The organism is Microcoleus sp. FACHB-831 (assembly GCF_014695585.1).
In the GTDB taxonomy this organism is placed as follows: Bacteria; Cyanobacteriota; Cyanobacteriia; order Cyanobacteriales; family FACHB-T130; genus FACHB-831.
In genome coordinates this window covers 52071-64798 of the sequence record NZ_JACJON010000077.1, presented here as the reverse complement: position 1 = coordinate 64798, position 12728 = coordinate 52071, and the positions used below count along the sequence as shown (strand labels likewise).

General features: G+C 46.7%; 16 protein-coding genes. 6 read left to right on the top strand and 10 right to left on the bottom strand.

Annotated elements, in window-relative coordinates; all coding sequences use genetic code 11:
* Nucleotides 1-36 precede the first annotated feature (36 nt).
* The 6 genes from H6F77_RS24860 to H6F77_RS24835 form a co-directional block, all read right to left on the bottom strand.
* Nucleotides 37-573: a Jag family protein gene (locus H6F77_RS24860; RefSeq protein ID WP_190491603.1), complete on the bottom strand. Its 537-nt coding sequence runs from the start codon at nucleotides 571-573 to the stop codon at nucleotides 37-39.
* Nucleotides 570-1733: a membrane protein insertase YidC gene (gene yidC, locus H6F77_RS24855; protein WP_190491602.1), complete on the bottom strand. Its 1164-nt coding sequence runs from the start codon at nucleotides 1731-1733 to the stop codon at nucleotides 570-572. Before yidC ends, H6F77_RS24860 begins: the two co-directional genes overlap by 4 nt.
* Nucleotides 1734-1865: 132 nt before the next feature.
* A complete protein-coding gene (locus tag H6F77_RS24850; protein WP_190491601.1) occupies nucleotides 1866-2255 on the bottom strand; it encodes a PH domain-containing protein in 390 nt (129 codons plus the stop codon).
* Nucleotides 2245-2709, bottom strand: a complete 465-nt coding sequence (gene rnpA, locus H6F77_RS24845) for a ribonuclease P protein component (protein ID WP_190491600.1) — start codon at nucleotides 2707-2709, stop codon at nucleotides 2245-2247. Before rnpA ends, H6F77_RS24850 begins: the two co-directional genes overlap by 11 nt.
* 30 nt (nucleotides 2710-2739) lie before the next feature.
* The gene (rpmH, locus tag H6F77_RS24840) at nucleotides 2740-2877 is read right to left on the bottom strand and encodes a 50S ribosomal protein L34 (RefSeq protein ID WP_190491599.1); all 138 of its coding nucleotides are present in this window, start codon (nucleotides 2875-2877) and stop codon (nucleotides 2740-2742) included.
* A gap of 137 nt (nucleotides 2878-3014) precedes the next feature.
* Nucleotides 3015-3548, bottom strand: a complete 534-nt coding sequence (locus H6F77_RS24835; RefSeq protein WP_190491598.1) for a DUF2808 domain-containing protein — start codon at nucleotides 3546-3548, stop codon at nucleotides 3015-3017.
* Between the two features lie 668 nt (nucleotides 3549-4216).
* Here H6F77_RS24835 and H6F77_RS24830 point away from each other — a divergent pair.
* From H6F77_RS24830 to H6F77_RS24820, 3 genes are all read left to right on the top strand, one after another.
* Nucleotides 4217-5362 carry a Re/Si-specific NAD(P)(+) transhydrogenase subunit alpha gene (locus tag H6F77_RS24830; RefSeq protein ID WP_190491597.1) on the top strand — a complete coding sequence of 382 codons (1146 nt, stop codon included), beginning with the start codon at nucleotides 4217-4219 and terminating at the stop codon, nucleotides 5360-5362.
* 93 nt (nucleotides 5363-5455) lie between these two features.
* The gene (locus H6F77_RS24825) at nucleotides 5456-5749 is read left to right on the top strand and encodes an NAD(P) transhydrogenase subunit alpha part 2 (RefSeq protein ID WP_190491596.1); all 294 of its coding nucleotides are present in this window, start codon (nucleotides 5456-5458) and stop codon (nucleotides 5747-5749) included.
* Between the two features lie 123 nt (nucleotides 5750-5872).
* Nucleotides 5873-7276: an NAD(P)(+) transhydrogenase (Re/Si-specific) subunit beta gene (locus H6F77_RS24820; protein ID WP_190491595.1), complete on the top strand. Its 1404-nt coding sequence runs from the start codon at nucleotides 5873-5875 to the stop codon at nucleotides 7274-7276.
* A 166-nt stretch (nucleotides 7277-7442) separates the two neighbouring features.
* Here H6F77_RS24820 and H6F77_RS28105 read toward each other — a convergent pair whose 3' ends face one another.
* From H6F77_RS28105 to H6F77_RS24805, 3 genes are all read right to left on the bottom strand, one after another.
* Entirely contained in the window at nucleotides 7443-7664 is a 222-nt protein-coding gene (locus H6F77_RS28105) for a type II toxin-antitoxin system HicA family toxin (RefSeq protein ID WP_190491594.1), read from the bottom strand.
* Nucleotides 7661-7906: a type II toxin-antitoxin system HicB family antitoxin gene (locus H6F77_RS24810; protein ID WP_309228918.1), complete on the bottom strand. Its 246-nt coding sequence runs from the start codon at nucleotides 7904-7906 to the stop codon at nucleotides 7661-7663. The genes H6F77_RS28105 and H6F77_RS24810 overlap by 4 nt, the downstream gene beginning before the upstream one ends.
* Before the next feature lie 108 nt (nucleotides 7907-8014).
* Nucleotides 8015-8176 (bottom strand): hypothetical protein, encoded by a 162-nt coding sequence (locus H6F77_RS24805; protein ID WP_190491593.1) that lies wholly within the window; start codon nucleotides 8174-8176, stop codon nucleotides 8015-8017.
* A gap of 232 nt (nucleotides 8177-8408) precedes the next feature.
* Here H6F77_RS24805 and H6F77_RS24800 point away from each other — a divergent pair, with 232 nt between their 5' ends.
* The 3 genes from H6F77_RS24800 (at nucleotide 8409) to hetR (ending at nucleotide 12341) form a co-directional block, all read left to right on the top strand.
* Nucleotides 8409-10067 carry an NACHT domain-containing protein gene (locus H6F77_RS24800; protein WP_242022598.1) on the top strand — a complete coding sequence of 553 codons (1659 nt, stop codon included), beginning with the start codon at nucleotides 8409-8411 and terminating at the stop codon, nucleotides 10065-10067.
* Nucleotides 10054-10869 carry an NACHT C-terminal helical domain 2-containing protein gene (locus H6F77_RS28100; protein WP_242022596.1) on the top strand — a complete coding sequence of 272 codons (816 nt, stop codon included), beginning with the start codon at nucleotides 10054-10056 and terminating at the stop codon, nucleotides 10867-10869. The genes H6F77_RS24800 and H6F77_RS28100 overlap by 14 nt, the downstream gene beginning before the upstream one ends.
* Nucleotides 10870-11441: 572 nt before the next feature.
* The gene (gene hetR, locus H6F77_RS24795) at nucleotides 11442-12341 is read left to right on the top strand and encodes a heterocyst differentiation master regulator HetR (protein ID WP_190491592.1); all 900 of its coding nucleotides are present in this window, start codon (nucleotides 11442-11444) and stop codon (nucleotides 12339-12341) included.
* A gap of 17 nt (nucleotides 12342-12358) precedes the next feature.
* Here hetR and H6F77_RS24790 read toward each other — a convergent pair whose 3' ends face one another.
* Nucleotides 12359-12724 (bottom strand): DUF1818 family protein, encoded by a 366-nt coding sequence (locus tag H6F77_RS24790; protein WP_190491591.1) that lies wholly within the window; start codon nucleotides 12722-12724, stop codon nucleotides 12359-12361.
* Nucleotides 12725-12728 lie beyond the last annotated feature (4 nt).

Genomic DNA, 12728 nt, shown 5'->3' with positions numbered 1-12728 from the left:
ATCCCCTATCTCCAATCTAAAATCTAAAATCTAAAATTACCGCAGGCGCAGGACGAGACGCCTATCTGGTTCAGATCCGCGACTGTAAGTTTCTATATCGTCGCAATCCTGAAAAAAGGTATGAACCATCCGCCGCTCGGCTGAAGAGAGCGATCTCAATTCAACTTCTTCACCCGAGGAGCGCACTGTATCTGCGGCTTCAAGAGCCATAGCGCGGAGTTCTGCCAGACGCCGGACGCGGTAGCCGTTGAGTTCTATGGTGTATGAGCCTTGCAGCTCGCGCTCTTGACCTAAGTTGAGAATAGAATTAGCCAAATACTGGATGGCATCGAGGGTGGCACCAGAAGGGCCAGTCAAGGCATTGATTTGTGTCGGTGTCAGTTTCGTTTCGTCGATGGTCAACCAGTAGCTGTCTGCTTCTGGTAGGTCGCCGTCACTTTCGCCTGGTTCAGCTTCGCCTGCCGTATGTTGATATAAAGCTTGCTTTTCTGCCTTGACACCTGTTTTAAACTGTCCCTGTTTAAGCAGTTCTTCAAGCCACTGCTGCCCCCGCTCTATTTGGCGATCGCTCATGATTCCCCTCTAGCTTTTTTCTTAGAAGCTTTTGGCTCGAAAGGGATTGCTTTTTCTTCGTTCTTGGCCTTTTCTTTTTCTTGCACTTCTACCAGTTTTTGCAGGTTTTCTGGCAGCGGCTCCCGCATCAGAATATATGTCTGGAGGGTTTGAAAAATGTTGGCTATCACCATGTACATCAGCACCCCAGCTGGTAGCGGGAAGAACAAAAACATCCCCGAGAAAATTATTGGGGTGATTTTGTTAACCGTACCTTGCGCCGCTTGCTGCGGGTTTGAACCTGCATCTTGATTGCTGCCGCTTAGAAGCTGGTTGATATACAAACTGACGCCAAAGAATATCACCATCCCCACAATATCCCAGTGGACGGTTCCGTCTTGATCCACAGCGCCGACGCGCCCTAGTGCATCAATGAACAGAAATCCTTTATCTGACGCTAGTCCTGGAAGACTTCCTTGAATTGTCACCTCTCCTGGTTGGAGTGCAACGATAGTCCCATCTTCATTCAGTTGAACCTTATCTTCGCCTTTGGCCACCTTCCAACGCGGTGCAAGTTTCGTATCTGGATATTCGGCAGCAAGGGCTTTCAGGGGTTGGCCAGAAACGGTTTGAAATTCGATATTTGTTTTTTGCCCTACTCCAAGATTGTTGCCTCCTGGCAGACTGGCTATTAATGGCGCATGAACGCCATCGGCAACGTAGATGTTTTGGGGTGGTGTTGCGAAGGCTTGCGGTTGGATTTGCTCAATTTGTTCCGCCGGAAAGATTTGCAGGTTGATGTTGTAGTTTACATCCGAGAACGGGGACCCCCGCAAGGTGGCGAATAGAGCAAATAAGACTGGCATTTGCAGCAGGACGGGGAAGCATCCTGCTAGTGGGTTGCCAAATTCTTTGTAGACATCGCTCATTTCCTGCTGTTGTTTAGCAGGATCGTCTTTGTAGCGCTCTTGTATTTCTTTGACTCGCTTTTGCATCAACGGTTGGGCGATTTTCATTCGCCTCATGTTGCGAATGGAGCCAGCGCTGAGGGGATAGAGGGCAAAGCGAATCACGAGTGTCAACGCCACGATGGCGAGACCATAGCTGGGCACGATCCCGTAGAAAAAATCCAGGATCGGCAGCATGACGTTATTGGAGAGAAACGAGATACCAAAGTCCATTCGTTCCTAGTCCCGCTAGGCGCTGTAAAGTTTTCTTAATCTAATGTATCGAATCTTGTTACATCTAGGTGTCATGCAAAGCCACCAATGGCAGCTTTGTGCAAGACAGCCTTTATGGTGGCAGAGACTTTATTACTTTTGGAAGCCGCTGGTTTTACCTGTTCTGGCAGCGACTTGCTCCTCTATGTAGGAATAAATTTCCCGGAAATTAGGAACGGATCTTAGCTCCAGACGACTGCCATCGCGCAGGGTAAGTACCATGTCTCCCCAGGCGCCGAAGCCTCTGGGGATTTTGACTGCCTTAACAATTTCGGAGTAGATGATGTCGGTGCGATCGCGCCCCATCCAACCACCCGTTACCGAGATGCGACGATTTGTGATGCGGTAGCGCAGCCAAAGCGCTCTCACAATCGATCCCACTGTTAGAGGCAAACAAATCACTGTGAATCCCAGCAGGATATTGATTATCAGATCGCCAACGTGGGGGCCACCTTCATAAAAAGTTTCCTCTTTAATTCCCATTTAATACCTCTGCTTCTACCAACAACTGCTCTAATTGTCCCAAAAGTTGAGCATAATCGCACTCTGGAGCTTTCTGTCCTACTACTACTACCAACAGCCATCCTGGCTTTAGGCGGGGCAATAGCGATCGCGCGGCTGCCCGAATCTGTCGCTTGATCCGATTCCTCACTGTTGCCTTTTTGCTCACTTTTTGGCTTATAGAAATGCCAATTAGCGTCGCATTCGTACCAAGAGCTGATGATTTTAATCGGGGTTTATTACCCTCTGTAGCCTCGGATTTTAAGTCTGTTTTCCCTCCTGCTAAAGACGGGGGGAAGCCGCCATCACGTTTCCCTCCAGCATTAGCACGCAGACCGTATAAAGTCAAATTAGGGGCTTTGCGACGAATGCCCCTTTTATACACGGCCTGAAAATCTTGCCGTCGCCTGAGTCGATTTACTTTAGGCAATGCCACGGTAAGCTGCCATTACCATATCAACTCTGGCTAAACTGCCAGCCGATAACGTCCCTTCTTTCTCCGTGCTTTGATGACGGCTTGGCCGTTTTTCGTCCGCATCCGCGCTCTAAAACCAGATGTTCTTTTTCGCTTGCGGTTGGTGCCGCCCAGAGTACGCTTGGTCATAAAAAATTACTCTCGCTTGACTGCTTGACTGTTAAAAAAAGTCACAATCTATTACAATAGCAGGTTTTAGCAGCCATTGGTCAAAAGGTCAATTGTTGATGGTGATAAACCATCAACAAAGCAGAACACCCCAATTCTTAACTAATGCTCAACATCCAGGTGCCGAGGTAACGGGGTAGGGGGACATCACCCGGCGTGAGAATCCGACACTCAAAATAGTAAATGCCTCCAAAGGGCGGATTTTTCACGTTAGATAAATGTATTTCCACCTTGTTACCCGCCTGAATCGGCTCCTTTAGGTAAATCTGGAGCAGGTGATTCTCTTTATCCCACTTCACCTCTTGCAGGGGCACAGCTTTGTCTTTAACAAGCACCTCAATGCGCTTGGTGTCAAACTTGCCTTTGTAGTAATCGGGATAAGAAATGGCAAACTCGGCAACCCCTAATTCCATTTTGTTGGAGGGAATCTTCAGTCGGTACCGATCCCACTGATCCGCTTGACCGCCGAAATCCAAGCGGTAATTTAGCTGATCTTTGCGTTCAACACCCCCCCATAGGGTTAATCCGGGCAGACTTTGCGCCAGAGTGACCGCAGGCAACCCACTCAGCAAACAACCTGCCATCGCGCCAAAAAGAACGATGCGTTGCTTAGAGGATTTTATGGAAAACATAGGCAAGTACCTCAATCGTAGGAATCTGGCTGCTGTTACTAAACTTTACTATTTTCAACTTGTTCGCGGTAGAGCATCCGAGCTAAATCTGTGGCAGTGACGTTGCTGGTGACACAAAAGTGCCATTGGGGTGCGGGGAGTCGGGCGTTAGGAGCCTGCGGAAATTGATTTCCGCAGGCAGATTAAATATCGGGGATATATTGCCTGCTTCCCCGCCTGTAAGACTTAGAAGCCGACGCGATCGCTCCTTTCAGGTATTTTCATTGCCAATTATGTCTGACTGTATCAGAGTTGTTACAAATATTAAAAAAAATATTGTAGGTAACTGCTAAAAAATCGTTCGCTTTATATAACTGAATTAAAGAATTCCTAAGACAAGTTAAAAATACCTTCTCGAAATTGGGGATCGACATAGTATGCAAAGTGAGATGGCTAATAAATCCCCGCATTGACTCTAAGAGTGTCACTCGCTGGCGTCACAAGGCAAGCTGTTGTAAAGTAGCAACCGGATGCCAACCGACCCTACTCTCTACCAGAGGGAAGCGCGTGAAATTGAGGCAATGAATTCTCTCGAAAGAATGAGGAAAACCCTGCTCGTGCTGGCATAACAAGTTCAGGTAAGTTTTGATGTCATCGGTACTAAATTTAGGCAGAAAAAAGGAGATTTCATGAGAATAGCGGTTGCCAAAGAAATTGAAGTTGGCGAACATCGCGTTGCCCTAATTCCTGACACTGTTGCCAAATTGGTAAAACAGGGTTTAGAAGTCTGGGTAGAGGCTGGGGCTGGTGAAGCGTCTTTCTTTTCTAACGACGCCTATGAAGCAGCAGGAGCAAAGATTATCTCCGATACAAATCATTTGTGGGGTAGCGCCGATATCCTACTGAAAGTCAATGCTCCAAAAGAGCATGAAGTTTATCAACTGCCCGAAGGCGGCATGTTGGTAGGGTTTTTAAATCCCTTGGGGAATCCAAGCACAGTGCAGCGTCTGGCAGATCGCAGGGTGACTGCTTTGAGTATGGAGCTGATTCCTCGCAGCAGTCGCGCTCAGAGTATGGATGCTTTATCCTCTCAAGCTGGGGTGGCTGGGTATAAAGCTGTGCTAATTGCAGCAGCAGCATTGCCCAAGTTTTTCCCGATGTTGACGACAGCCGCAGGAACGATCGCTCCGGCTAAAGTGTTTATCATGGGTGCTGGGGTAGCTGGACTGCAAGCGATCGCAACTGCCCGCAGACTCGGTGCTGTTGTCGAAGCCTTTGATATTCGTCCAGCAGTGAAGGAAGAAGTGCAAAGCCTTGGTGCTAAATTCGTCGAAGTCAAACTCGAAGAAGAAACCGTAGCAGCAGGTGGTTATGCCAAGGAAATTTCCGAAGCATCCAAGCAACGCACCCAAGAAGTATTAGCAGAACACGTAGGCAACTCGGATGTGGTGATTACCACAGCCCAAGTTCCCGGTAGGAAAGCGCCCATCCTAGTGACAGAGGAGATGGTAGCGCGGATGAAACCCGGATCTGTGATTGTCGATTTGGCAGCAGAACAAGGCGGTAACTGCGCCTGCACGGAACCAGGCAAAGATGTCCAGCGCAACGGCGTTACAATTATTGGCCCGATTAACTTACCTTCCTCGATGCCAATACACGCCAGCCAGATGTATGCCAAAAACGTTTTGACGTTGGTGCAATATCTGATTAAAGATGGCGCGTTGCAGCTGAATTTGGAAGACGACATCGTTAGCAGCACTTGCGTTACTCACAACGGCGAGATTCTCAATCAACGAGTGCGGGATGCTTTGACTCAGCTAGCAGTAAATGCCTAGTTTTGTAATTGATTAGGTTAGTCATTAGTAGGAAGACTAACTAACAAGTAACAAGTAACAGTTCCAACCAAAAACTAAGAACTATCACCTGATATGAATGAAGCCTTGATTGCTGCGTTGTTTGTCTTTGTCCTGGCATCTTTTACAGGATTTGAAGTCATCAACAAAGTACCGCCAACGCTACACACCCCTCTGATGTCTGGAGCTAATGCGATTTCTGGAATTGCCGTGATCGGCGCACTGGTTGTTGCTGGGCCACGCGAGTCAAATTTAACCGTTATTTTGGGCTTGATTGCCATCGTACTGGCAACCATCAACGTGGTGGGCGGTTTCCTAGTAACAGATCGAATGCTGCAAATGTTTAAGAAGAAGGAAGTCAAGGCATAGTGGGAGACGCGATAAATCGGCGTCGCTACAAGAGCATATTTATCGCGCATCCAAATCGATAAGCGATCGCGCTATTGCTGACCCCTTACAACTAACAACCAACAACTAGAACTAACAACAGATATGACGGATTTTCTGCCAACAGGGATACAGCTGACTTATTTAGTGGCGGCATCTTTATTCATCCTGGGTTTGAAGAAGCTGGGTTCGCCAGCAACTGCTCGTCAGGGCAATTTGTGGGCATCTGTAGGGATGCTGCTTGCTGTAGTAGGGACGCTGCTGGATCGGCAGGTGCTGAACTACGAGATGATTTTGGTGGGTTTGCTGATTGGCTCGGTATTGGGAGCGATCGCAGCCTATAAAGTAGAAATGACCGATATGCCCCAAATGGTGGGTTTGCTCAACGGCTTGGGAGGTGCAGCATCAGCCCTCGTAGCCGTAGCAGAATTCTGGCGGTTGCTGGGAACGCAGCAAGCAATACCCCTTGACGCCAATCTCTCGATCATCAGTAGCGTCTTTATCGGTGGTGTAACTTTTACAGGCAGTATGGTTGCCTTTGCCAAATTGCAGGGACTGATTAGTGGTTCGCCGATCTCATTTCCCTTCCAGCAACCAATTAATGCCTTACTGCTAGTTAGCTTTGTTGTTTGTTCAGTCTTCCTAGCTATCGACCCGCAAAACCTGCCCGTCTTCTTGGGAATGGTTGCTGTTTCCTTACTGCTGGGCGTTTTGTTCGTCATTCCCATCGGTGGGGGCGATATGCCAGTGGTAATTTCCCTATTGAACTCCTTGTCGGGGGTAGCTGCTGCGGCTGCTGGTTTCGTGGTGATGAACAATATGCTGATCATCGCTGGTGCTTTGGTTGGCGCGTCTGGATTGATCCTCACCCAGATCATGTGTAAGGCGATGAACCGCTCCTTAGTAAGCGTGTTATTTGGTGCGTTTGGTAGCGCTGGTGGATCTGGTGGCGGTGCAGGTGCAGATCTTGGCGATAAAGCTGTACGCAGCATAGATAGTGAAGAAGGCGCGATGATGCTGGGTTATGCCCGCTCTGTAGTCATTGTTCCTGGGTATGGGATGGCAGTGGCGCAGGCGCAGCACGCTGTACGCGAGTTGGCTGATGGTTTGGAAAAACTGGGAGTTGAAGTGAAGTATGCGATTCACCCAGTTGCCGGACGGATGCCTGGGCACATGAACGTGTTGTTGGCTGAGGCGAATGTGCCTTATCCGCAGTTGTACGACATGGATGATATTAATCCCCAGTTTGAACAGACGGATGTTGCCTTGGTTATTGGGGCAAATGATGTTGTGAATCCAGCAGCGCGAACTGATTCGAGCAGCCCAATTTACGGAATGCCTATTTTGGAAGTAGATAAGGCGAAGCACACGATTGTGATTAAGCGCGGTATGAGTGCGGGTTTTGCTGGTGTGGAAAATGATTTGTTCTACAAAGACAAAACCATGATGCTTTTTGGCAGTGCGCGTGATGTTGTGGCGAAGTTAGTTGCTGATGTGAAACAACTTTAGGAATTTTGGATTTTAGATTTTGGATTAATCCAAAATCTAAAATCATTCAGATAGTATAAAAACCCGGTTTCTACAAGAAACCGGGTTTTTGTTTTAAGAGATTGGCCACTATTAGCTCATACAAATTTAGTCTCTCAATTAACGCCAGATCTCCGCGATCGCGCTCTCACATTAGCTCGATAAACTCATCTACACTAAGGCCAGCATCTCGGATGATAGCTCGAAGTGTCCCTGTGTCCAGTTCCCTATGATCGGGCACAACGACTTGAGCAAAGGGATCGTCCCGACGCAAAATTATATGGCTGCTTTGCTGTCGTTTGAAGTAGAAACCAACCTTAGCTAAAGCGTTTACACATTCGCGTCCCGAAATTCTGGGTATTTTATTCACAAAACAACTACAAATGCTTCAAAACGTTCTTTCGGAACAGGTAGGCCATCTTCTTCCAAAACCGCGATGTATAGTTCAATGGCTTCTTTGATGTTGGCGATCGCTTCTTCTTTGGTTTTTCCCTGACTGTTGCAACCTGGTAAGCTGGGGCATTCAACCACCCAGTAGCCATCTTCGCCGGGATAGATAATTACTTGTCGCATGGTTTCAGCTAGTCGTGATTCTTCCTTATATTCTGGCACTCACATTCGCGATCGCCTGCTGTTTTGGATTGTGAGTAGCGATCGCGCCTCTTATAATTATTAATCCGCTCAATAGTAGGGTGGGCAATGCCCACCTTATTTTCATCACTACAAACCCCCGTCGTAGTCGTCCCAATCGTCGGGGATTTGGGATATACGATCGCGCAGTTTGGCTAGCATTTCTAAGAGCATTTTCCAAGCGCGATCGCCTATTTTGGGGGCAAGCCAAGATATCAGAAAGTTGATAATCAGGTTTACGATGAAGTCCATATGAGTGCTTTCCAATTCAACACCTACAGAATGGCACGAGCCGCTGAAAGCCTTCTCTGGCTAAGTCTGTGAGCTATATTTGACTTAGATGTGACTTGTGTGATTTCCGTGTGAATTGGGCATTGACTGATATGAGTTTTGTATGACTAATTTGATTTAGTGGTGAAATTCAACCCCAAACAGCCTTAATGAAAATTTAAGATTTAGACAAATAGCCGATTTTTTTACAGTTATGGCCAGCCACTCAGTCCGGGCATCTAAACTCCGGGCATCTAAACAAGGTATCAAAAAGGCATATGAGGCTCTCAACCATAAGGGATGGATAAAAAAAGACCTGAAAAAGGAGGCAGGCTTATCTTACCAGCCAGTTTCAAGGTTCTTTAACGGCTGGCCTGTTAGCCGTTACACCGTTGACAAAATCTATACTGCACTGGGTCTGAGGCATGAAGATGGAGATATTGAACCTAATCTAGATGAGCAGGCTCAAGACAACAGCACTGATATTGATACTTTGGTGCAACAAGTGCGATCGCTCCGCCGCGCCAAAATCCAAGAACAGTGCGGCAAAATGCGGATGCTGGACATTGAACGGGCGATCGCAACGGCGGAAATCTACACCGATGTCAATGTATTGGAGAAGATAACCAGCCTGCAATGGCTAGAAATTTCCGATCTGCTGCAAGGCTTCAACCCAGAATCAGATGATTTTGACAGACAGGGACTGGGTAGGGTTCAAAAACGAGTACCAGGTAAGGACGCTGTGGAAAGGTACTCTAAGCTGATGGTACTCGGCAAACCAGGGGCGGGTAAAACCACATTTTTACAGTGGATAGCGGTTCAGTGCGATAACGGCGAGTTTCAGTCACGCCTGATACCAATTTTTATCAGGCTGAAAAACTTTGCTAAAGATACTAAGGGTGAATTTAATTTCAATCTATTTAACTACATTAAAAACGAGTTCCGTACTTGTGGCCTTGCCGATGAGACGGTAATAGAAACCGTACTTACTCAGGGTCGTGCCTTAATTCTGCTGGATGGTTTGGATGAGGTTTCCGAGGCTGATGATGATGTTGTTGTAGACCAGATTATAAAATTTTGTGAGACGTATTTCCAAAATCAGTTTATTATCACCTGTCGCATTGCTGCCGGAAAGTACAGGTTTGTGGATGAAAATTTCACAGAAGTCGAGGTAGCAGATTTTAAACCTGAGCAAGTAGAAGCCTTTGCTAAAAAGTGGTTTGTAGCAGTTGCCCAGAATAACCCGGTAGAGGGGGAAGCGACGGCGAAACGATTTATTGATAAGCTGAATTTGCCACAAAATAATCGCATCCGCAACCTGGCTGTCACACCAATATTACTGAATTTAACCTGTTTTGTTTTCCAAGAAAAAGGGGAATTTCCATCGAAACGCTCCACGCTGTATGAGGAGGGACTGGAAATTTTGCTAGTCAGATGGGATGAAGAAAGGAAGATTGAACGAGATGAAGTTTATAATAATTTGTCATTACCACGCAAAATCAAGCTGCTGATTCATGTGGCTGCTATCACATTTGAGCAAGGCTACTACTTCTTTGAACAAAGCGAAGTCAAGCGACTCATCGCCAACTATCTCTGCACTTTACCTGATGCAAAAACTGACTCATCCCAATTGGAACTGGATAGTGATGCGGTACTGCGAGCCATTGAAGCACAGCATGGTTTATTAGTAGAACGTGCAAAGGGAATTTACTCGTTTTCTCATTTGACTTTTCAAGAGTATTTTACCGCTAAACACTTTGTTGACAGTTCTGGTTCACAGGCTTTGGAGAATCTGGCAAACCACATTACTGAGAGTCGGTGGCGTGAAGTATTTCTCTTGACTGCGGAGATGATGCCAAATGCAAAACGTTGATGATCTTATTGCGTCAATGAAGCAACAAACTGAATTAATCATCGCCAATGAAGCATTTCAGCCATTTCTTAGGTGGCTAGTTCAGAAATCTCTCTCAGTTAAAAGTACATATAAACCAGTCTGGTTAACACGAAGATATCTTGCGGATGAAATTAACTTTAAGCCAGCAGCAATTAGAGCTTTTTATTTTGCTCTTGCTATGAGCCACATAGGTGGTCTCGATGTTGCTATTTACCGTAACTTTAGCTCTAATTTTTCCAGGAAAGTTTCTAGGGACGAAACCCCTGATTCTCGCCTTGCCAGCGAATTTGATCTTGCTTGTGCGCTCGCTCGTGATGTCGCTCCTTATCTTCACTTTGTCAGCGACCTGGCGCTGATCGAAGCCGACGACCTTGCTATCGATTCTGCTCTTGACAGTAACCTTGAATCGGCCCTTGAGTTGGCCTGGGATTGTACCGTTAAACATTATAAATTGCAGGAAGCCCTACGAAAACTAAAAGCTCAACTACCAGACCTGCTTAAAGACAAGGAAAACTTTGAGCAGTGGTGGCAAGCTAACGGTCAAGCATGGACTGAGCAATTAAGAGCCGTGATGATTGAACATCGCAATATTGGTCACGATTGGCAGTTCAGCAAAGAGCAGAAAGAATTACTCCAGAAGTATTACGATGCCAATAAATTGCTTGTAGATTGCATGAATAGCAGTGAAGTAAGTGACGAAGTACGACAAGAAATAGAAGATACTTTGTTATTACCCATTTCCGAAATTGAGAAATACAAGACAAATAAACTCTGCGGATAAAATTGGCAACTACACAACCTCGCGTCTGCTAGAGTTTACCCTTTAACGAAGTGAAGGGCGGATTAAAAATAAAATTTGTATTCAAACCGCACAGGCGTGTGGTGGCCTACATGCATTAATGAGGGTATTTCCGCTGAAGAAACTCTGAGAGGTAAGTTAATTCGCAGATCCCGTCCGTCTAGATGAGTAGGAGGCGATCGCCCGCATTGCTTTCTTCTATCTCAGACTGCTGTTATTGACAAACCATATTATTTGTGTTAACAATAGCAACAAGTTCAGAAAGCATCATCAGGTTTCACCTGTAAGCACCAGAGCTAACCGAGAGAGCGCCCCGTCTGGCAGTAGCGTCAGGAGCGCAGTTGATAAGTTATATAGCGATCGCGCAGCGAATGCATGCTTAAGGGTGCATTTCTTTTATATAATTTAGAGAGAATTTTCCGTTTAAATATTGGGGTGCATTGAGTTCAGGGTGTTTAACCAGCGAGTTGAACTCAATCCGCTTAGGTAGTAAATGGTGATATTTTCACCAATAAGCGAAACTGTTGTACCCTTGCAATGTGACCGCCCCTAATATGATTAACGATATCGATCTGATCAAAAGCCTTAGCCCCAGCGCTATGGATCAGATCATGCTATATCTCGCTTTTAGTGCCATGAGAACCAGCGGGCACCGACATGGAGCCTTTCTGGATGCGGCTGCCACAGCTGCAAAATGTGCGATATACATGACCTATCTAGAGCAGGGACAAAATATCCGCATGACCGGACACCTGCACCACATAGAACCAAAGCGGGTGAAGGTCATTGTTGAAGAAGTCAAGGAAGCCTTAACCAAAGGCAAGCTCCTGAAGATGCTAGGCTCTCAAGAGCCACGCTATCTGATTGAGTTTCCCTATGTTTGGCTGGAACAATATCCCTGGCAACCAGGGCGATCGCGCATTTCTAGTACGAGTCTAACGGCTGAGGAAAAGCGGTACATTGAGCAAAAACTGCCCGATAACCTGCCAGATGCTCAACTGATCAACTCATTTCAGTTCCTAGAATTAATCGAATTTCTGCACAAGCGATCGCAAGTAGATTTACCAGAAAGTAGGCATCTTGAGCTAAGCGAAGCAATGGCCGAACACATCAAGCGGCGCTTAATCTATTCTGGGACAGTAACGCGAATTGATTCCCCTTGGGGTTTGCCCTTCTACGCCTTAACTCGGCCTTTCTACTCACCCGCAGATGACGAAGAACGCACCTACATCATGATTGAGGATACGGCGCGTTACTTCCGATTTATGAGAGATTGGGCAGAACGCCAGCCCAAAGTAATGCGGATCTTGGAAGAACTGGATATTCCCTCAGATCGCATCGATCGAGCTATGGAAGAACTCGACGAAGTAATCCGCGCTTGGGCGGACAGATATCACTGTCAAGGTGGAGAAACAATGCTTCTACAAATGGTGTTCGGCCCCAAAGAAGATTAAAAATAAGTTTTTAGCCTTCAAAACACCATTAACGTCTGAACTGCTTGAACTAGACCAGGAACAGCTGCCGCAGGCCAAGTGCCTTCGGCGCGACGTCCTGCGTTCAGGATAAAGTGAATGTTGTAAGCGTGGGGATAGCCTTCTACTTCCATCCACAGGCGATCGCTCTCGGCTTCACAGGCAATTTTCTCTTCATCCATTAACTCGGCGGTCATCTGGCTCATAGTCTCAGCCAGTTGCCCCAACAATCGGCAAAAGTCATTCAACTCCGGCTCAGTAAGTTCAATAGCCCAATTTTCTCCAGCCACCAAACCTTTAAATTCATCGGAGTTGGGGTTCCAGCCGATACGCCAACCCTCTCCACTCTTAACAACACGCTCCATCAGG

What these genes read in the sequence shown, in the direction of transcription:
- H6F77_RS24800 (WP_242022598.1), top strand. Translation starts at nt 8,409, where the DNA reads ATGGCCAGCCACTCAGTCCGGGCATCTAAACTCCGGGCATCTAAACAA.
- H6F77_RS28100 (WP_242022596.1), top strand. Translation starts at nt 10,054, where the DNA reads ATGCAAAACGTTGATGATCTTATTGCGTCAATGAAGCAACAAACTGAA.
- rpmH (WP_190491599.1), bottom strand. Translation starts at nt 2,877, where the DNA reads ATGACCAAGCGTACTCTGGGCGGCACCAACCGCAAGCGAAAAAGAACA.
- H6F77_RS24830 (WP_190491597.1), top strand. Translation starts at nt 4,217, where the DNA reads ATGAGAATAGCGGTTGCCAAAGAAATTGAAGTTGGCGAACATCGCGTT.
- hetR (WP_190491592.1), top strand. Translation starts at nt 11,442, where the DNA reads ATGATTAACGATATCGATCTGATCAAAAGCCTTAGCCCCAGCGCTATG.
- H6F77_RS24860 (WP_190491603.1), bottom strand. Translation starts at nt 573, where the DNA reads ATGAGCGATCGCCAAATAGAGCGGGGGCAGCAGTGGCTTGAAGAACTG.
- H6F77_RS24820 (WP_190491595.1), top strand. Translation starts at nt 5,873, where the DNA reads ATGACGGATTTTCTGCCAACAGGGATACAGCTGACTTATTTAGTGGCG.
- H6F77_RS24835 (WP_190491598.1), bottom strand. Translation starts at nt 3,548, where the DNA reads ATGTTTTCCATAAAATCCTCTAAGCAACGCATCGTTCTTTTTGGCGCG.
- yidC (WP_190491602.1), bottom strand. Translation starts at nt 1,733, where the DNA reads ATGGACTTTGGTATCTCGTTTCTCTCCAATAACGTCATGCTGCCGATC.
- H6F77_RS24805 (WP_190491593.1), bottom strand. Translation starts at nt 8,176, where the DNA reads ATGGACTTCATCGTAAACCTGATTATCAACTTTCTGATATCTTGGCTT.
- H6F77_RS24825 (WP_190491596.1), top strand. Translation starts at nt 5,456, where the DNA reads ATGAATGAAGCCTTGATTGCTGCGTTGTTTGTCTTTGTCCTGGCATCT.
- H6F77_RS24790 (WP_190491591.1), bottom strand. Translation starts at nt 12,724, where the DNA reads ATGGAGCGTGTTGTTAAGAGTGGAGAGGGTTGGCGTATCGGCTGGAAC.
- H6F77_RS24850 (WP_190491601.1), bottom strand. Translation starts at nt 2,255, where the DNA reads ATGGGAATTAAAGAGGAAACTTTTTATGAAGGTGGCCCCCACGTTGGC.